This window comes from Pseudomonas sp. COR18, from assembly GCF_048568395.1.
GTDB lineage: Bacteria > Pseudomonadota > Gammaproteobacteria > Pseudomonadales > Pseudomonadaceae > Aquipseudomonas > Aquipseudomonas fuscovaginae_B.
Genome location: NZ_CP183808.1, coordinates 130,953 through 149,738, shown reverse-complemented (window position 1 = coordinate 149,738; position 18,786 = coordinate 130,953). Strand labels below are relative to the sequence as shown.

The window sequence follows — 18,786 nt, the reverse complement described above, 5'->3', positions numbered from 1 at the left end:
GTACCCATGCTTGCAGAGCTATCGACTGCCTGATCCTCAGTCTGCTGATCGATGCTGACAGCCCCACCGATGTGCTCCACGCCAACGTCGCCGCGCGTTCACGACGCGCGGAGAAACGGGGACGCCCATTAGCCGGTCTCGCGTCAAGGTCAAAAGCCACCGCGCCCTGCTGTTTTTAACGGCAGGTTTGTCCTTTAACTCAACCTGGGCGGTTCAGTTCAAAGTGAGGAGGGGGCGAACCTGAAGTGCTTGCAGTGTGCTGACGTGCCCATTCGCGGTTAAACCCACTCCCACACGACCGCGTCGTGATGAATGGCACCCGCCGAAAACTTTTCGCAGCCAGCGGACTTTTCACGCACCCAACGGACAGCCCCATTCGCGCAACCGCCCGAAGATGTCCCCACGTCAACGACTGGAGACATCGCAATGAAGGGACATTACGTCAACGTCCGCTCGGATTCCGGCGAGCAGTTCCAGGCCTACCTGGCCACATCCATCGATGGCCGCGGCCCGGGCGTGGTGCTCTGCCAGGAGATCTTCGGGGTCAACGCCGCCATGCGCGAAGTGGCGGACCAGTTGGCCGAGGAAGGCTACACGGTGCTGGTGCCGGACCTGTACTGGCGCCAGGAGGCTGGGGTGGATCTGGGCTACAACGAGGCCGATTTCCAACGCGCCTTCGCCCTTTACCAGGCCTTTGACGAAGGCCACGGCATCCGCGACATCGCCGCCAGCCTGCGCCATTTGCGTGGCCTGGACGCCTGCAGCGCGGACGGTCTCGGCGTGGTCGGCTACTGCCTGGGTGGCAAGCTTGCCTACCTCGCCGCCTGTCGCCTGCCGGAAGTGGCCTGTGCCGTCGGCTACTACGGGGTGGGCATCGAGCAGGCCCTGAATGAACTCGAAGGCCTGAGTGGTCGCCTGGTCCTGCACTTCGCCGAACTAGATCAGTTCTGCCAGGCCGGCGCCCGCGAGTCGATCATCGCCGCGTTGCAGCAGACGCCGGGCACCGAAGCCTATGTCTACCCGAATGTCGATCATGCCTTCGCCCGTCCTGCCGGCGATCACTTTCACAAGCCTTCGGCACTGCTCGCCCACGAGCGCACCATCGCCGCGCTGCGCCGTACCATCGGCCCGGACTACAACCTCTCGGCGCTGTGGGAAGAACATATCCGCCACGAGTTCGATACCCGTGACGTGCCCGCGACCATGGCGACCATGGTGCCCCAGCCTTACGTCAACCATATCCCGACCATGACCGGTGGCGTCGGCTACCGCGAGCTGGCGCGTTTCTATCGCTACCACTTCGTGCATGGCAACCCGCAGGACATGAGCCTGACGCCGATCTCGCGCACCGTGGGCGCCTCGCAGATCGTCGACGAGTTCATCATGAGCTTCACCCACGACCGCGAGATCGACTGGCTGCTGCCGGGCGTGGCCCCCACCGGGCGCTTCGTCGAGATCCCCATGCTGGGCGTGGTCAAGTTCCGCGGGCCGAAGCTCTATCACGAGCACATCTACTGGGACCAGGCCAGCGTGCTGGTGCAGATCGGCCTGCTCGACCCCACCGGCCTGCCGGTGGCCGGGGCGGTGACCGCGCACAAGCTGCTCGATGAAAGCCTGCCGTCGAACACGCTGATGCCCGGCTGGGCCGCCAGCGCCGACCTGCCGATCGAGGGTTGAGCCATGTCCATGAACCTGCAGGACAAGGTGGCGCTGATCAGTGGCGGCGCGACCCTGATCGGTGCCGCCGTCGCCGAGGCGCTGGTCGCCGCCGGTGCCCGGGTGGCGCTGCTGGATATCGATCCCAGGGGCGCCGAGGTCGCGGCGGGCCTGGCCGACAACGGCCTGTTCGTGGCAGTGGACCTGACCGACGATGCCGCCCTCGACGACGCGGTGGGGCAGGTCCGGCAACGCTGGGGGCGGATCGACCTGGTGATCAACCTGGCGTGCACCTACCTCGACCAGGGCATCGCCTCCGACCGCGGCGAGTGGCTGCGCGCCCTGGACATCAACCTGGTGTCGGCGGTGCAACTGGTGCGTGCGGTGCATGCCGACCTCAAGGCCAACGGCGGCGTGGTGATCAATTTCACCTCGATTTCCGCCGGCTGTGCCCAGACCGGGCGCTGGCTCTACCCGGTGTCCAAGGCCGCCTTGCAGCAGCTGACCCGGTGCATGGCCATGGACCTGGCCGCCGATGGCATCCGGGTCAACTCGGTGTCGCCGGGCTGGACCTGGTCGCGGGTGATCGCCGAAGTCAGCGGCGGCGACCGTGCCAAGGCCGACCGGGTGGCCGCCGACTATCACCTGCTCGGACGCCTCGGCGATCCGGCCGAAGTGGCCCAGGTGGTGGCCTTCCTCTGTTCGCCGGCGGCCAGCTTCGTCACTGGCGCGGACTACGCGGTGGATGGCGGCTACTCGGTGATGGGACCGGAGCGCAACCAGCCCGCCATTGCGCGGCTGGCCGAATAGAGCCGTTTTGCTCGCGCCGGGTGCGCGGGCTTTTTCTTCAAGACATTCGAACAACAGGAGACACTCCATGCGTCGCATCGCTATCGTCGGGGCCGGACAAGCCGGCCTGCAACTGGGCCTCGGGCTGCTTGCCCAGGGCTACCAGGTGAGCATCACCACCAACCGCACCGCCGAGCAGATCCGCGCCGGCAAGGTCATGTCCAGCCAGTGCATGTTCAACACCGCCTTGCAGACCGAACGCGACCTGGGCCTGAACTTCTGGGAAGAACAGTGCCCCGCCGTGGAAGGCATCGGCCTGACCGTGCCCAACCCGCAGCAGTCGGGCAGCAAGCTGATCGACTGGAGCGCGCGCCTGGAGCGTTACGCCCAGGCGGTGGACCAGCGCCTGAAGATGCCGGCGTGGATGGACGAGTTCGTCCGCCGTGGCGGCGAGTTGCAGATCGAGGACGTCGGCATCGCCGAACTGGAACGCCTGGCCGCCAGCCACGACCTGGTGCTGCTGGCCGCCGGCAAGGGCGAGATCGTCAACCAGTTCCCCAAGGACGCCGAGCGCACCCGCTTCAACCAGCCGCAACGGGCCCTGGCCCTGACCTATGTGAAGGGCATGACGCCGATGTCGCCGTACTCGCGGGTGGCCTTCAACCTGATTCCCGGGGTGGGCGAGTACTTCGTGTTCCCGGCGCTGACCCTGAGCGGGCCGTGTGAAATCATGGTTTTCGAAGGCGTCCCCGGCGGTCCGATGGACTGCTGGCAGGACGTGCAGACCCCCGAGCAGCATCTGCAACGCAGCCTGGAGATCGTGCGCCGTTATGTGCCGTGGGAAGCCGAGCGCTGCCGTCATGTCGAGCTGACCGATGCCGGCGGCGTGCTGGCCGGGCGCTTCACGCCGATGGTGCGCAAGCCGGTGCTGGAGCTGCCCTCGGGCCTGCCGGTGTTTGGCATGGCCGATGCCCTGGTGGTCAACGACCCGATCACCGGGCAGGGGTCCAACAACGCCGCCAAGTGCAGCAAGGTCTACCTCGACGCCATCCTCGCCCACGGTGACCAGCCGTTCACCCCGCAGTGGATGGTGCAGACCTTCGAGCGCTACTGGGACTACGCCCAGCACGTGGTCGGCTGGACCAACAGCATGCTGCTGCCACCGCCTGAGCATCTGTTGCAGTTGCTCGGCGCCGCCGGGCAGTCGCAGGCCCTGGCTTCGGTCATCGCCAACAACTTCGACGATCCGCGCCGCTTCGCCCCGTGGTGGTTCGATGCCCAGGCCTGCCAGGCCTTCATCGCCAAGCTTTCGCCCGTGGCCGCCTGAGGAGTGATGGATATGAACGCAATGCACCTGCCTCTGGACCTGATCGCCGCCGACAGCAGCGAGCCACGCGCCCTGCGCAACCTGCTCGGCCAGTTCGCCACCGGGGTCACCGTGATCACCACCCGTGGCGCCGACGGGCGCAAGGTCGGCATGACCGCCAACTCGTTTTCCTCGGTGTCCCTGGACCCGCCGCTGGTGCTCTGGAGCCTGGCGCGTACGGCGCCGAGCGTGAGCGACTTCCTCGCTGCCAGCCACTTCGCCATCAACGTGCTGGGCAGCGACCAGCACGGCCTGTCCGGGCACTTTGCGCGGCCGGCGGCGGACAAGTTCGCCGGCATCGAGCATGTCGAGGCCACGGCGGGCGTGCCGCTGCTGGACGGCGCCATCGCCACCCTGGTGTGTCGCAACCTGACCCAGTACGAGGGCGGCGACCACCTGATCTTCCTCGGTGAAATCGAGCACTACCGACACAGCGGCGGAGAACCGCTGGTCTTCCACGCCGGGCAGTACCGGGTCGCCGTCGCGCACCCCGAACTCGGCCGTTGAGTCTCCTGCCTCTTACAACAACATTCGGGTCTGTACGAAATGTCTTCAACGCCGCCTGGGCGAGCGCAGATGCATTTCCTACAGAGCCAAGGAGCCTTGCATGAACAACATCCGTAACCTGGCCTGTGCCCTCGCGCTCGGCAGTGGTGCCGCCCAGGCCTATGACCTGCCGGTGGTCAACCTCGGCCTCACCAGCTTTCTCGACGGCGGTCTGCCGGCGGGGCCGGGCTGGTACCTGCAGCAGTACTTCCAGAACTACAGCGCCAACCGCCTGGTGGACAAGAACGGCGACAAGCTGGGCTTGCCCAGGACCGAGCTGGATTACCAGGTCGCGGTCACCCAGGTCAGCTACCTCTCGGACCTGCGCCTGGGCAACGCCAGCCTCGGCCTGAACACCGTGTTGCCCATCGTGACCAAAATGAAGGTCGACGATGGTCTCGACAACGCGGCCCTGAAGGACCAGGGCGGGGTCGGCGACTGGCTGATCGGCCCGTTCATCCAGTTCGACCCGATCATGGGCAAGGACGGTCCGCTGTTCGTGCACCGCATCGAACTGCAGGTCAACCTGCCCACCGGCGAGTACAGCGACAAGAAGGACATCAACCCCGGCAACAACGCGGTGTCGTTCAACCCCTACTGGGCGGCGACCTACTGGTTCACCCCGAACTGGACGGCCTCGGTGCGTGCCCACTACCTGTACAACTTCAAGAACCACGACCCCGGCTACGGCTTCGGCGATGCCAGCGATATCCAGGCCGGCCAGGCCCTGCACGCCAACTTCGCCACCGACTACGCGGTCACCCCGCAACTGCGCCTGGGCATCAACGGCTACTGGCTCAAGCAGATCAGCGACACCCGGGTCGACGGCCACGAAGTCTCCGGGCGCCGGGAAAAGGTCTGGGCCATCGGGCCGGGGGCGATGTACAGCTTCTCCAAGGACGATCACCTGGTGTTCAACGCCTATTTCGAACAGGACGTGGAAAACCGCCCCGACGGCTCGCGGCTGCAGGTGCGTTATATCCACCACTTCTGATCGGCTCCTGGGCGTCAGTCTTCATCAGCGTTTGGCCTGCCCTGAGTGGCAGGCCTTTTTTTTGAGTTTGAGGGAGTGCCATGGATTTCGATGCATTGATCTGCCGGACTGACCTGCAGGGGCGGCTGGTGTTTTTCAACGAGGCTTTCTGCCAGGCCCATGGGCTCACCCTGACCGCCGTGCAGCAGGCGTCCCTCGATGACCTTCTGCATCCGCAGGTGCCGCGGCGCCTGGTCGAGCACCTGTACCAGACCCTTGGCCGCGGCCGGCCCTGGCTGGGGCCGTTGTGCCACCGGCGCGGCGACGCTGGCGAGCTATGGCTGGAGCTGTACATCAAGCCGGTGCATGGGGCCACGGGTATCAGTGGTTACGGGGCGGTCTTCCTGCCCCTGGACGAGGCGGGCATCGGGCAGGCGCGTCGGGGTTATCGGCGTATCGCCCGGCATGGCGCGCCGGGCGGCGCGTCCTGGTGGCGCTGGTTGTCCGCGGCGGCTGGCGGCTTGCTGCCGCAGGGGTTGCTGCGACGACGCCTTGCCGGTCTGCTGGATGATCACGGCAAAGTCTGCGCCGATCCCTGGTTGGCCGGTTTTCTCTGCGGCGAGAGCAGCCTGGCCCGGGTCGCCTGGGGCCTGCGTAGCGAAGAGCGGCGCCTGCAGGCGGCGCTGGTGCGTATCGCTGGCTCCGGGGCCGGGCTGGGCGGACAGGCCCGGGACATGGCCGGGATGATCCGCGAGGAGGCGCTGCAATTGGATCGCCAGCGCGAGGCCAACCAGCAGGTGGCCACGGCGCTGCATGAGCTGGCGGCGACCATCCAGGAAGTGACGCGCAATGTTCAGTTCGCCAGCCAGTCCACCAGCGAGGCCAGCAGCCTGGCCAGCGGCGGTGAGCGACAGGCGCGGGAGGCGGGCGAGGCGCTGGGCACGCTGGAGCAGGCGATCGGTACCAGCGCCCGCGCGGCCCGGGAGGTGGCGCAGGAGGTGGAAGCCATCGGCGGGTTCACCAGCCTGATCGATGCCATTGCCAGCCAGACCAATCTGCTGGCGCTCAATGCCGCCATCGAAGCCGCCCGTGCGGGTGAGGCGGGGCGCGGCTTCAGTGTGGTGGCCGATGAGGTGCGGCAACTGGCGGCGCGGACCCAGGAGGCCACGGCACGCATCCGGCCGTTGCTCGAGCGCCTGGAGCAGGCCAACGGCCGCAACCGCGAGGTCGCCCGGCAGTGCGAGGAACTGGCCCGGGCCGGCGCCGGCCGGGTGCAGGCGGTGGCCAGCGCCCTGAGCGCGGTCGCCGGGCAATTGCAGAGTGTGGACAGCCTCGGGCAGCAGATCGCCGTGGCCATGCATGAGCAGGAGCAGGTGGTGCAACTGCTGGATGAACAGTTGCAGGGCAATGTCGAGGCCATCGGGCGCAGCGTGGAGCAGGCGAGGAGGGTGGAGGGGGTGAGCGGGGAGTTGACGCGGCAGTCGGAGAGCCTGTTGAGCCTGGCGCATTACTTCGATCGCTGACGCCCTTGTGTAGAGCGCGGCGTTTCGGGCCGCCGAACCGCCGCGCTGCTGTGAGGACCGGTGCCGCGACTCAATGCCCCTGCAACGCCCGAGGCCGCTGGCTGCGCTCCTGGTCATCGGCATGGGTGGCCGCCTGCAGGGCGAAGTCGAAGGTCATCTGCGCACAGCGCCCGTTCACGCCGTGCACGCCGTTCTCGCTGAACGTCACTTCCCCCACCAGCCCGTCCCGGGTGGCATAGGCAAAGTCATCCCACAGGTACTGGTCACCCGAGAGGTTGATCTGGGTGGTCAGGTGCCGGTAACCCGGTGCCGAGATGAAGAAGTGCACATGGGCCGGCCGCTGGCCGTGACGGCCCAACTGGTTCAGGCATTCCTGGGTCGGGCCCTGCGGGTTGCAGCCATAGCCGCTGGGCACGATGCTGCGGGCGCGGTAGCGGCCCTCGGCGTCGGTGATGATGCGCCGGCGCAGGTTGTACTCCGACTGGCTCTGGTCGAAGTACGAGTAGTTGCCCTGGGTATTGGCATGCCACAAGTCGACGGTGGCCCCGGCGATCGGCGCGCCGTTCAGGTCCAGCACCCGGCCCTCGAGGAACATCACCGTGGCCTGGCCGTCCTCGCTGCCGTCGTCCATGCGCGTTTCACCTTCGGCAATCGGCGCACCGGCCACGTACAGCGGCCCTTCGATGGTCCGCGGCGTGCCACCGACCTTGCCGGCCTGGGCGTCGCGGGCATCAGCGAGCAGGTCGAGGAAGTGCTCCAGGCCCAGCCCGGCCACCAGCAGCCCGGCCTCGTTCTTCCCGCCGAGGCGGTTGAGGTAGTCCACGGCGGTCCAGAATTCGTCATCGCTGATCTGCAGGTCCTCGATCAACCGCGCGGCGTCCTGCAGCACCCGCAGAATGATGCGCTTGATCCGCGGGTTGCCGTTGTCGTTGCGGTAGCCGGCGGCTTCTTCGAAAAAGCGCTGCACGTCGGCGTTCTGGGAAATGGCTACGGTCATGATGTTTGCCTCTGTTGTTGTGATTGTTCGGGTTAACGTCGGGTCGTTGCGCTTTGCAGGAATTTCTCGGCGTAGATCTGCACCTCGCCCGGTGCCTGGTCGGCGACCCAGCCTTTCACCGCCTCCACCATCGGCGGCGGGCCGCACAGGTACATGTCGAAGGGTTCGGCGTTCAGGCGCGCGGCGTCGAAGTGCTCGTGGATATAGCCGCGGCGGCCGTTCCAGTCCGTGCCGGGCTGGCTCACCACCGGGGTGAACTCGAAGCCGGGAATGCGCTGGCACAGCGCTTCCAGACGCGCGGTCTCGCACAGGTCGGCTTCCTGGTTGACCCCGTAGAACAGTTGGATCGGGTACGAGCAGTCGCCGCGCTCGGCGATCTCGTCGAGCATGCCGAGGAAGGCCGACAGGCCGGTGCCGCCCGCCACCATCACCAGCGGCCGCTCCACCTGACGCAGGTAGAAGCTGCCCAGTGGCGCCTCCAGTTGCATCGCCATACCGGGCACGCAGTGTTCGCGCAGGAAGTTGCTCATCACCCCGTCCGGCAGCAGGCGGATCAGGAACTGCAACTGGTTGCCGGCATTCGGCCGGTTGGCGAAGGAATAGGCGCGCCACTGGTCGGTGCCCGGTACCTGCAGGCGGGCGTACTGGCCTGGCAGGAACTGCAGGGTGTCGGCCTGGGCGCTGGCGTCCAGGTGGAGGATGGCGGTGCTGGCCGAAACCTGTTCGACACGCAGCACCGTGCTCTGCAAGCGCAGCGGCTCGCCGGCATGGCAGTGGCTGGAGTCGTGGTCGAAATAGAACGTGGCGTCGGACTGCACGCGGGTCTGGCAGGCGAGCATCTTGCGCTGGGCCAGGTCGCGGGCGCTGAGGGCTTCGTCGTCGACGTATTCCTGCTCGTAGCGCCCGGATTCGCAGCGGCCCTGGCAGGTGCCGCAGACCCCTTCGCGGCAGTCCAGCGGCAGGCTGATGCCCTGGCGCAGGGCGGCGTCCAGCAGCAGCTCGCCAGGCTTGACGGCGATGAAGAAGGTCTTGCCGTCGGCAAAGCTGAGGGCAACGTTATGGGTCATGGCGGCAGCCCTCAGAGGTGATAGAAGTCCAGCACGGAATCGATGGTGTCGTTGAGCAGCAGCACGTGCTTGCGGCGGATGCGCAAGTCCGTACCGTCCTGGCGCAGCAGGTAGGAGCAGTGGCCGAAGAAACTGCCCTGGCGCCCCTGGCGGGCGTACAGGGTCTGCCAGGCGACGCGGGCCTCGAACTGCCCGTCTTCCAGCTCGCGCACCCGCAGGTTGCTGATCTGGTGCAGGGTGCGCGGGTGCGGCGTGGACGCCGCGGACTTGCCGGTGCGCAGGCGGAACACCCGGTCTTCGAGGCCGGAACGGTCCTCGTAGTAGATGTACGAGAGGCCCTGGTTGGGGTCTTCGACGTAGCGGTGCTCGCTTTCCCACTGCGGCAGGTGGAACACGCTGTCCGGGTCGAACAGCTCCAGGTAGGCGTCCCAGTCCTGGGCATCGCAAAGCTCGGCCTTGCGCAACAGAAACTGCTCGATGGTGTAGTGCAGGGAGAGGTTCATGCTTGGACTTCCTTCGGTTGCAGGGCGCGACGGGCCAGGCCTTCGAGCAGCAGGCGCTGCCAGGTGCCGTGCTGGTTGACGTAGAGGCCTTCGTGGGTGAATTCGCGACCGGTCAGCACCGGCCGGATACCCAGGGCTTCGCTGTTGGGCGTGGCGCCCTCGGTCCAGCGGTGATGGCCACGGGAGATATCGCTCCAGCGTTCCAGGCGGGCCTGGAAGCCGCGCTGCTGTTCGCGGAACTCCACCAGGTCGTCCGGCGTGCCCATGCCCGAGACGTTGAAGAAATCCTCGAACTGGCGGATGCGATTGCGCCGGTCGGCCGCGGACTCGCCCTTGACCCCGATGCACTGGCTGATCACTTCGGTCTTGTTCCAGGCCACCGGGCGCACGATGCGCAACTGCGAGCTGATCTGGTCCATGAAGAACAGGCTGGGGTAGATGTTCAGGTTGCGCAGGCGGTGCATCATCCACTCGGCGCGGACCTGCCCGTATTCCTCCACCAGCCTTGGCATGACGCTGGCATAGCCGGGGCGCACGGTGGGGTTGGGCATATCGCTGAACAGCACGCTGTGGCCGTTGTGGAAACTGAACCAGCCGTCGTCGGTTTCCGCATCGCCCGCGCCCAGCTTGCTGTAGTCCAGGGTGCTGTCACCCTGGCCCTTTTGCGCGTTGACCTGCTGGCGGTGCTGCACCGTGGACACGTAGTTGTAGTGCACGGTGGACACGTGGTAGCCGTCCAGGCCGTTCTCGTTCTGCAGCTTCCAGTTGCCGTCGTAGGTGTAGGTGGACTTGCCTGCCAGCACTTCGAGTTCACCGGTGGGCGACTGGGCCACCATCATGTCGAAGAAGATCCGCGCATCGCCCAGGAAGTCCTCCAGCGAGTCGCTGGCGTGGGTGTCCAGGCTGATGAAGACGAAGCCCTTGTAGCTCTCGATCCGTGCCTTGCGCAGGCCGCGGGTGGCCTTGTCGAAGCCTTCCGGGTATTCGCCGGGGGCTTTGACCTTCACCAGGCGGCCGTCGCTCTTGTAGCACCAGGCGTGGAACGGACAGGTGAAGGTGGACTGGTTGCCCGCGCCCTGGCGGGTCAGGGTGGCGCCGCGGTGCTGGCAGGCGTTGATCAGCGCATGCAGCTCGCCGTTGCCATCGCGGGTGATGATCATCGGCTGGCGCCCGGCGCGCAGGGTGATGAAGTCGTTGGGGTTGGCGATTTCGCTTTCGTGACAGGCGTAGATCCACTGCTTCTCGAAAATCAGCTCCATCTCCAGGTCGAACAGTTGCGGCTCGGTGAAGATATCGCGGGCGACGCGGTAGATGCCCTCGACGGGGCGAAAGTCCAGGCAGCCCTGGACGTAGTCTTGCCATTGGCTCGGGGTGCGGGCGCTCATCGGGCGTGTCCTCGTTGTTGGAGTTCTGTGCCGGATTGAAGCGCTGGCGGCGAGGTCGCTCTAGCCGTTTAGTGGGCGTTGACCAGCCATTTCTTCCGCCCTTGCAGGGCGCGGATGACGGCGGGGCAAATAGCTGCACAAAATGGATAGTGGGACGGGGCGTTGTCGCCGGACAATCGAGCCAGTCCACCGAGCCGAGGAGACGCCCATGCACCGCGCCATTGCCACCCTGCATAACCGCTGCGCCGAACTGACCCAGGCGCAGCAATGGATGAGCGCCATCTGTGGCCCGCACCAGTTGCGTTCCCGGCACCCCGAACAGCTCTGCTTCAGCCACCTCGGCACGCGCCTGCCGGCGCTGGGCACGGTGCTGGGGCGCATCGCCTACGGCACGGCGGTGAATATCGGTATCCGCTCGCTCGACGCCTACAGCATCAGCCTGCCGCTGCGCGGGCGGCAGCGTTTGCGCAGCGGTCGCGACCAGGTGCGTTCCGATGCGGGCTGCGGGCTGGTGGTGTCACCGCTGGAAGCCCACTCGCTGGAGCTGGGCGGCGACTGCGAGAAGCTTCAGGTGGTGGTGCATCGGCGGGCGCTGGAGGAAGTGGCCGAGGAAATGCTGCAGCGGCCGTTGCGCGAGCCGATCCGCTTTCGGGCGCAAATGGATATTGGCCGCGAGGAAGTGGCGGCCTGGTGGCTGAGCGTGCGCCAGTTGCTGGACAACTGGCCGCAGCTCAGCGCGCTGTACGCCCAGCCGCGTCTGGCCCGGGACATGGAAGGCCTGCTGATCCGCGCGCTGCTGCTGGCGCAGCCGAACAACTACTCCGATGAACTGGAGCAGGGCGGGCAGGAGCGGATTCCGCACTACCTTGTGCGTGCCCGGCAGTTTCTTCAGGACCATGCCCGCGAGGCGCTGCGCCTGGACGATCTGGAGCAGGTGGCCGGGGTCTCGCGGGAGAAACTCTACGATGCGTTTCGCCGTCATCACGGGCTGACGCCGATGGCCTATCTCAAGCATTACCGACTGACCGCGGTGCGCAGCGCGTTGTTGAGTGGCGGGGCGGCGGCGAGTGTGTCGAGTCTGGCGCTGGAGTGGGGATTCGGGCACCTGGGGCGGTTTGCCAGTGATTACCGCAAGGCGTTCGGGGAGTCGCCGTCCGGCACCCTGGCGCGCTTGCGCTGAGGCCCCTCTTTCAGACCGTCTTGAGAGCCCTCGCAGGGAGGCTCTCAAGATGGTCGCCAGAGCATCGGGTGGTCAAGACACCCGAAACCGCCGCGTCGCCGAAGGCAGCTCCCCATACCGCCGCTTGTACTCCTGGGCGAACCGCCCCAGGTGGGCAAATCCCCATTTGAACGCCACATCCGTCACTGACGCCTGTTCATTGCGCGTCAGTTCTTCATGCACCCGCTCCAGGCGCAGCTCGCGCATGTAGGCCATCGGACTGGTATTGCGAAAACTGCGGAAGCCGGCAAACAGCGTGCGCACGCTGACCCCGGCCTGCTCGGCCAGCGATTCGACGCTGAGGGGCTCGTGCAGGTGCTCGCGGATGTAGGCCTCGGTGCGCTTGATGAAGTAGGGCGAGATGTTCTTTTCCGCCGGGCGCTCCAGATTGTCCAGGGCGCTGTGGGGCTGCCCGTAGAGCAGGGAATTGAGCAGCGCCGATTCGAACTGCTTGAGCACCAGCGGCTGGTGCAGCGGGTGCTCCGCGCTGCCGATGGCGTGGACCAGGGTGTTGAGCAACTGCAGGAAATAGGCGGCCCCGGGCCGCGAGAAATCCAGGCGCGGATCGAATTGCGGCAGGCGCTGGCTGGCCTGGGGGATGTGCTGGCGGCAGTGGTAGGCCATGTCGGCCTGCTCGATGCGCAGGGTCAGCTGCGGCGAGTGCCCCTGCCAGCGCATCCGCGCCGGCAGGGTCGGCGATAGCAGCGAGGCCACCAGCGGCGAGGATTCGAATTCCAGCCCCTCGCAGCGGATCAGCGCGCCGCCCTGGATGGGGATCTGGATCAGGTAGAAATCCTCCAGGCGTCCGGGGTCGATATCCACTTCCGTGGCGTACTCCAGCCGGCTCAGTGCCAGGCCGCCGCGGGTCACATGGTGCATGCAGGCGCCAACCGCCTCGCTGGTGTGCACCGCAACCAGCTCGTGCGGCTTGAAGATGCGCCCGACACTGGTCCGCACGCTGTCCAGGTCGTAATGCAGGAACAACTGGTTCTGTTCAGTGAAAAGCTGCAAATCACTGAAGCACTCACCGCTCGCAAGGCTTGCTTCGATGGAGATCATTGTCACCTCTCGTTACACAGGCAACCACGTCTGCACGCTTTCGGGCACCGGCTTCTGCAGTAACCGGATAGTCGTTGCAGTGTCCGGATAATGCCCGGGCGGCAGTGTGATCCTTGGTGCCGATCACCGTCGGCTTATCCCTCTCTCAGCAAGGAACAGACCAACCTGGATGTTGATCGTCGCGCGAGCGGGGATTGAACGCAGGTGACGACGAGGTTATGGCGCCCGTTCCGCGAGCAGTGCCTCGATCAATTCCAGGCAACGCTGCAACACAGGATTTGCTTCGTCCTTGCGTCGACTGAGGATGATCGGGCTCACCGCATCCCGATCGCTCACCCCGGTGTATTCCAGATCCGCCCGATGCTGCTGGCGCACCGACGCCGGGGCCAGGGTCACCCCCAGCCCGGCAGACACCAGCCCCAGCGCCGTCTGCAGTTCATTGCTCCACTGCCCGACCTTCACGCTCAAGCCATGGTGGGCGAACAGCGCCAGGACATGGTCGGCATAGCTGGGGCGTGGCGTGGCCGGATACAGCACGAAGGCCTCCCCGGCCAGTTGCGCCAGGCTCGGCGTCGTGCCACCCAGCGCATGCCCGCGCGGCAGCACCGCGACCAGCGGATCCTCGTACAGCACCCGCTGCTCAATGGCCGGATCATCGATGCGAATGCGCCCGAAGCCGATATCGATACGCCCGGCCTTGAGCGCTTCGACCTGCTGCAGCGTGGTCATCTCGACCAGGTCCAGTTGCAACTCGGCGTCGCTGCGCAGCGCTCGGGTCAGCTCTGGCAACAGTCCATACAGAGTCGAGGGCGCAAAGCCGATTCCCAGCCAGTGTCGCTGCCCCTGGCCGATGCGCCGGGTGGTGGCGCCGATCTGTTCCAGTTGCTGGAGCAGGGTGCCAGTCTGTTCATAGAAATAGCGTCCGGCCTCGGTCAGGCGCAGTGGCCGCCCGCGCTCGAGCAGCAGGGTGCCGAGTTCTTCTTCCAGTTGGCCGATCTGCCGGCTCAGCGGCGGCTGGGCCATATGCAGGCGTTCGGCGGCGCGGGTGAAGTTCAGGGTTTCGGCGAGCGCCTTGAAGTAACGCAGGTGGCGAAGCTCCATCAGACTTCCTGGGTATGGTGGCAGAGGTAATCGATATTGGATTGCTCGCCGCCAACAGGCAATCCTTTGCCCACCCATTGAACGACAACGGCGGCGCAGGGGCGCCGCCGGCCACAAGGTGCCCAGGCAAATGAGCAATGCAGTGATCGAACAGGTACAGGCGGTCATCGTCGACCTGCCCACCATCCGCCCCCACAAGCTGGCGATGCACACCATGCAGCAGCAGACCCTGGTGATCCTGCGCCTGCGCTGCAGCGATGGCATCGAGGGTATCGGCGAAGCCACCACCATCGGCGGCCTGTCCTACGGCTATGAAAGCCCGGAAAGCATCAAGGCCAATATCGACAGCCACCTGGCCCCGGCCCTGATCGGCCTGGCCGCGGACAATATCAACGCCGCCATGCTCAAGCTGGACAAGATCGCCAAGGGCAACACCTTCGCCAAGTCCGGCCTGGAAAGTGCCTTGCTCGATGCCCAGGGCAAGCGCCTCGGCCTGCCGGTCAGCGAACTGCTCGGTGGTCGCGTGCGCGACAGCCTGGAAGTGGCCTGGACCCTGGCCAGCGGCGACACCGCCCGGGATATCGGTGAAGCCGAGCAGATGCTGGAACGGCGCCGGCACCGCATCTTCAAGCTGAAGATCGGCGCCAACCCGTTGGAACAGGACCTCAGGCATGTGATCGCGATCAAGCGGGCCCTGGGCGATTGCGCCAGCGTGCGCGTCGACGTCAACCAGTATTGGGACGAGTCCCAGGCCATCCGCGGCTGCCAGGTGCTGGGCGACAACGGCATCGACCTGATCGAGCAGCCGATCTCCCGGGTCAACCGCTCCGGCCAGGTACGCCTGAACCAGCGCAGCCCGGCACCGATCATGGCCGACGAATCCATCGAAAGCGTCGAGGACGCCTTCAGCCTCGCCGCCGACGGCGCCGCCAGTATCTTCGCCCTGAAGATCGCCAAGAACGGCGGACCCCGTGCCGTGCTACGCACCGCGCAGATCGCCGAGGCGGCGGGTATCGCCCTGTATGGCGGGACCATGCTCGAAGGCTCGGTCGGCACCCTGGCTTCGGCTCACGCCTTCCTCACCCTGCGCCACTTGACCTGGGGCACCGAGCTGTTCGGCCCCTTGCTGCTGACCGAGGAAATCGTCCGCGAAGCGCCGGTCTATCGCGATTTCCAGTTGCACGTACCGCGTACCCCCGGCCTCGGCCTGACCCTCGACGAGACGCAACTGTCGCGCTTTGCCCGCCGCTAAGACAAGAAGGAAACGACCATGCTGTTCCACGTGAAGATGACCGTAAAACTGCCGCAGGACATGGACCCGGCCAGGGCCGCGCAACTGAAGGCCGACGAAAAGGCACTGGCCCAGCGCCTGCAGCGCGAGGGCACCTGGCGCCACCTCTGGCGTATCGCCGGGCACTACGCCAACTACAGCGTGTTCGACGTGCCCAGCGTCGAGGCACTGCATGACACGCTGATGCAGCTGCCGTTGTTCCCGTACATGGATATCGAGGTTGACGGCCTGTGCCGGCATCCGTCGTCGATCCACGAAGATGATCGGTGAGGGGATGAAACCCGGTGAAGGAGTTCCAGCCAGGCTCGCGGAGCATGGCTGGATGATTGGCGGCGATGAAGTCAGGAAAGGGCGATGCCGAGTCGGCCGGTCAACTCGGCCATTCGCGGGTCGTTCCTCAGGCTCTCCAGGAACTCTTGATGGAGCCTTTCGTTGGTTGAGCGGGAGTTGAGGGCGGCGTAGGTCGATTCGTCGTCGATCAGGCCGTTGCGCTCGAACAGGGCGTCCCTGTGAGATTGCAGCAGCGAGAAGTACTCATCGACTTCTCCCGACGCAAGATTCGAGAACTTCGCCTCATCTTTGATCGCTGATTTCCCATCCGGCAGGAATATGATTTCGACCGTGAGTGCATAGCTGTAGCGTACCCGCCATTCATTGTCTACGGACTGCCCTCAGCGCGGCATGAAATCCTTCTGCCACTGATGTGGAATCCTCAGCGCGATCAGCCCCAGCACCGCGGCGATCGCGGCACTGACCACCAGCGCCTGCACGCCCATCTGGCGCTCCAGCATGGCGCCAAACACTGCACCCACCAGCATGCCGCTCCAGGGCACCAGCTGCACCCGCCAGCCATCGCGCTTTTCGCCGAGCAGCCGGCGCCCCAGGCCGCGGCCGAAGCGGGACAGGGCGCCGGTCACGTAGGTCAGGCCGATCGGCAGGCCGTTGACCTGTTCGACGGCGGCATTGAGCATGCCCATGGCAATGATCGCGGTCAGCAAGGCCGGCACGCGAGTGTTGAACGGCAGTATCGCGGCGATGCAGAGCAGGGTGGAAACGCACAGCAGCAACGGCAGCGAGCGCCTGCCGCCGACGCGTCCGGCCAGCACGCCCAGCACGTTGCCGGCGATGAACGCCATCACCGCCGCGACCAGACGCAGCACCATCGACAGGTCCCCCTCGCTGACGGCCACCGCCAGGCGCGTGGTGTTGCCGCTCATGAACGAGACGAAGTCGCCCGTGGCGAGAAAGCCGATGGCGTCGGTCATGCCGGCGAGAAAGGACAGGCAGGCCACCAGGGCCAGTCCGACCCGGCCGCGCAGACGGCGCAGGTGCAAACGGTTGCCGGAAAGAAGAGGGGCTGATGGAAGCATCCGCTGGGCTCCTGACTGGACGGTGGACGGCAAGCGGCTGATCAGCCAGAGCAGGCCGCTGTTCCGGGTAGCCGGATGATGACAGGTTTCATGAACTTTTTGTCATGATTTTTAATGGAATAAAATGCAACTTGCAGTTTTAAATGGTTAACTTTGGTTTAATTGATTAATAACGTTTTATTTAAACTTTTTCATAACTTTCTTAATCCTCGGATAACGAACGGTTGCGAGTCTGCACCCAGCGTCTTCTACCGGATTTGCCGGGTCGGCTTGTGTTTTTCCTAGTGAGAGAGTTGCCATGAATATCTATGTAAAGGGCTTGACCGTTGCCGCTGTTCTTTTCAGTGCCCAGGCGTTTGCCCTGGACCGGAAGGATGTCGCCGAAGTGATCCGCGTGGACTCCAAGCCGTATGCCTGCGGGATTTCCAACGCCAGGATGACCTACAAGACGCCAGACGGGCAGATCAAGGAATATGACTACAAGACCTGGGGCAACGGTTGTGCCGGGGATTGAGGGGACGCGCGGGGCGGGAACGTCGTGTAGCGAAGCCCACTGAATCCTGTAACGCCAACGCGGCGTCACCCTGCAAAAGGTGACGCCGCGAGGTTTTTGGGGATCAGCCCAGGCAGGCCAGTTCCGGGCCCAGCAGTTCATCGAAGGTCTGCCGCCGCCGAATCAGGCGGGAGTGCTCGCCATCGAGCAGGTATTCCGGCACCAGCGGCCGCGAGTTGTAGTTCGAGGACATGGTCGAGCCATAGGCCCCGGCGTTGTGGAACAGGATGAGGTCGCCGGTGGTTGGCCGGCTCATGGTTTCGAAGCGCAGGGCGCCGTCGCCGGCGAGGGTGAAGACGTCACCGGATTCGCACAGGGGGCCGGCGATGAGGGTGCTGATCGAGGGCCGCTCCGGGGCCTGAGCCACCAGCGACACGCGGTGGTAGCTGCCGTAGAGCGTCGGGCGGATCAGTTCGTTGAAGCCGGCGTCGACCAGCGTGAAGGGGTTGGCGCCCTGTTGCTTGACCGCACGCACTTCGCAGACCAGCGTGCCCGACTCGGCCACCAGGAAGCGGCCAGGCTCCAGCTCCAAACGTACCGGACGACCATAGCGGGTCTGTGCATTACGGCGCACCGCGTCCCACAGCGAGAAGTAGTGCTCCACATCGATCGGTTCCTCACCTTCGCGGTAGGGCACCGAGAGTCCGCCGCCGGCCGACAGCGCCTCGATCGGCCGATCGATCTGCTCCAGCAGTTGGGCAACGGCGTCGCAGACCTGGCCCAGGTGACCGTAGTCGACACCCGAGCCGATGTGCACGTGTACACCCACCAGGTGCAGGTCGTAGCGGCTCAGCAGCTCAAGGGCTTCGGCCAGTTGTTCATGCCAGATGCCGTGCTTGCTGTTGGGGCCGCCGGTGTTGGTCTTGGGGCTGTGGCCATGGCCGAAGCCCGGGTTGATCCGCAGCCACACGCGGTGCCCGGGCGACAGCTCGCCCAACTGCTCGATCATGTCCAGCGAGCCGAGGTTGGCCTCGACGCCAAGCTCGACGATACGCGCCAGGGTCGGGCGATCGAACACGTCCGAGGTGTAGACCAGGTCCGAGGGGCCATCGACGTTGCTGCGCGGGTTGAAGCCGGCCTTGATCGCCCGCTCGATTTCGCCCAGGGACACGGCGTCGAGTTTCACGCCTTCCTCGCGCATGAGGCTGAGGATCGACAGGTTCGACAGGGCCTTCTGGGCGAAGCGCACGGTGTCGAAGGTTTTCAGCGTGCGGATACGCTCGCGAATGACGGCGGCATCATAGATCCAGACGGGGGTGCCATGTTCCTTGGCGACGTGTGCGGCATGCTGTTCGAGGGTCATGGGGCAAGCTCGGGCTGAAAGGCGATGTTCCCTGGGGTTTCCCAGGTCGGATAAGGCCACGCCGGGGCTCGCGAGTGTTGTCAGG

18 protein-coding genes are annotated in these 18,786 nt (G+C 65.6%); 10 read left to right on the top strand and 8 right to left on the bottom strand.

Going from position 1 to position 18,786, the window contains the following annotated elements; genetic code table 11:
* Positions 1 to 426 precede the first annotated feature (426 nt).
* The 6 genes from ACM62G_RS00680 (at position 427) to ACM62G_RS00655 (ending at position 6,853) form a co-directional block, all read left to right on the top strand.
* Positions 427 to 1,677, top strand: coding sequence for a dienelactone hydrolase family protein (locus ACM62G_RS00680; RefSeq protein WP_419736482.1), 1,251 nt, complete (start codon positions 427 to 429; stop codon positions 1,675 to 1,677).
* Between the two features lie 3 nt (positions 1,678 to 1,680).
* Entirely contained in the window at positions 1,681 to 2,466 is a 786-nt protein-coding gene (locus ACM62G_RS00675; RefSeq protein WP_419736481.1) for an SDR family oxidoreductase, read from the top strand.
* Between the two features lie 67 nt (positions 2,467 to 2,533).
* Complete coding sequence (locus tag ACM62G_RS00670) at positions 2,534 to 3,772, top strand: styrene monooxygenase/indole monooxygenase family protein (protein ID WP_419736480.1); 1,239 nt, start codon at positions 2,534 to 2,536, stop codon at positions 3,770 to 3,772.
* Between the two features lie 12 nt (positions 3,773 to 3,784).
* On the top strand, positions 3,785 to 4,318 hold the full coding sequence (locus ACM62G_RS00665; protein WP_273823369.1) for a flavin reductase family protein: 534 nt from the start codon (positions 3,785 to 3,787) through the stop codon (positions 4,316 to 4,318).
* 100 nt (positions 4,319 to 4,418) lie between these two features.
* Positions 4,419 to 5,351 (top strand): SphA family protein, encoded by a 933-nt coding sequence (locus ACM62G_RS00660; protein WP_416772784.1) that lies wholly within the window; start codon positions 4,419 to 4,421, stop codon positions 5,349 to 5,351.
* 80 nt (positions 5,352 to 5,431) lie between these two features.
* Positions 5,432 to 6,853, top strand: a complete 1,422-nt coding sequence (locus ACM62G_RS00655) for a methyl-accepting chemotaxis protein (RefSeq protein WP_419736479.1) — start codon at positions 5,432 to 5,434, stop codon at positions 6,851 to 6,853.
* Between the two features lie 70 nt (positions 6,854 to 6,923).
* Here the strand turns inward: ACM62G_RS00655 and catA are convergent, their stop codons facing one another.
* The 4 genes from catA to antA are packed head-to-tail and all read right to left on the bottom strand — an operon-like array spanning position 6,924 to position 10,805.
* Positions 6,924 to 7,850, bottom strand: coding sequence for a catechol 1,2-dioxygenase (gene catA, locus ACM62G_RS00650; protein WP_054059440.1), 927 nt, complete (start codon positions 7,848 to 7,850; stop codon positions 6,924 to 6,926).
* 32 nt (positions 7,851 to 7,882) lie between these two features.
* Positions 7,883 to 8,917 carry an anthranilate 1,2-dioxygenase electron transfer component AntC gene (antC, locus tag ACM62G_RS00645; protein ID WP_054062773.1) on the bottom strand — a complete coding sequence of 345 codons (1,035 nt, stop codon included), beginning with the start codon at positions 8,915 to 8,917 and terminating at the stop codon, positions 7,883 to 7,885.
* 11 nt (positions 8,918 to 8,928) lie between these two features.
* Entirely contained in the window at positions 8,929 to 9,420 is a 492-nt protein-coding gene (gene antB / locus ACM62G_RS00640; RefSeq protein WP_273823372.1) for an anthranilate 1,2-dioxygenase small subunit, read from the bottom strand.
* Positions 9,417 to 10,805: an anthranilate 1,2-dioxygenase large subunit gene (antA, locus tag ACM62G_RS00635; protein ID WP_273823373.1), complete on the bottom strand. Its 1,389-nt coding sequence runs from the start codon at positions 10,803 to 10,805 to the stop codon at positions 9,417 to 9,419. The genes antB and antA overlap by 4 nt, the downstream gene beginning before the upstream one ends.
* A gap of 208 nt (positions 10,806 to 11,013) precedes the next feature.
* Here antA and ACM62G_RS00630 point away from each other — a divergent pair, with 208 nt between their 5' ends.
* The gene (locus ACM62G_RS00630; RefSeq protein ID WP_273823374.1) at positions 11,014 to 11,985 is read left to right on the top strand and encodes an AraC family transcriptional regulator; all 972 of its coding nucleotides are present in this window, start codon (positions 11,014 to 11,016) and stop codon (positions 11,983 to 11,985) included.
* 72 nt (positions 11,986 to 12,057) lie between these two features.
* On the opposite strand, the gene ACM62G_RS00625 is transcribed toward ACM62G_RS00630, so the two are convergent.
* Both ACM62G_RS00625 and ACM62G_RS00620 read right to left on the bottom strand, forming a co-directional pair.
* Positions 12,058 to 13,083 carry an AraC family transcriptional regulator gene (locus ACM62G_RS00625; RefSeq protein WP_054059445.1) on the bottom strand — a complete coding sequence of 342 codons (1,026 nt, stop codon included), beginning with the start codon at positions 13,081 to 13,083 and terminating at the stop codon, positions 12,058 to 12,060.
* Between the two features lie 216 nt (positions 13,084 to 13,299).
* Entirely contained in the window at positions 13,300 to 14,184 is an 885-nt protein-coding gene (locus ACM62G_RS00620; RefSeq protein WP_054059446.1) for a LysR family transcriptional regulator, read from the bottom strand.
* Positions 14,185 to 14,314: 130 nt separating this feature from the next.
* On the opposite strand from ACM62G_RS00620, the gene ACM62G_RS00615 reads away from it, so the two are divergent.
* Complete coding sequence (locus ACM62G_RS00615; RefSeq protein ID WP_273823375.1) at positions 14,315 to 15,436, top strand: muconate cycloisomerase family protein; 1,122 nt, start codon at positions 14,315 to 14,317, stop codon at positions 15,434 to 15,436.
* An 18-nt stretch (positions 15,437 to 15,454) separates the two neighbouring features.
* Positions 15,455 to 15,745: a muconolactone Delta-isomerase gene (catC, locus tag ACM62G_RS00610; RefSeq protein ID WP_054059448.1), complete on the top strand. Its 291-nt coding sequence runs from the start codon at positions 15,455 to 15,457 to the stop codon at positions 15,743 to 15,745.
* Between the two features lie 401 nt (positions 15,746 to 16,146).
* On the opposite strand, the gene ACM62G_RS00605 is transcribed toward catC, so the two are convergent.
* Positions 16,147 to 16,845, bottom strand: a complete 699-nt coding sequence (locus ACM62G_RS00605) for a YoaK family protein (protein WP_054062770.1) — start codon at positions 16,843 to 16,845, stop codon at positions 16,147 to 16,149.
* A 298-nt stretch (positions 16,846 to 17,143) separates the two neighbouring features.
* Here ACM62G_RS00605 and ACM62G_RS00600 point away from each other — a divergent pair, with 298 nt between their 5' ends.
* Entirely contained in the window at positions 17,144 to 17,359 is a 216-nt protein-coding gene (locus ACM62G_RS00600) for a DUF2790 domain-containing protein (RefSeq protein WP_419736478.1), read from the top strand.
* 103 nt (positions 17,360 to 17,462) lie between these two features.
* On the opposite strand, the gene lysA is transcribed toward ACM62G_RS00600, so the two are convergent.
* Complete coding sequence (gene lysA, locus ACM62G_RS00595; protein ID WP_419736477.1) at positions 17,463 to 18,701, bottom strand: diaminopimelate decarboxylase; 1,239 nt, start codon at positions 18,699 to 18,701, stop codon at positions 17,463 to 17,465.
* Positions 18,702 to 18,786: the final 85 nt, after the last annotated feature.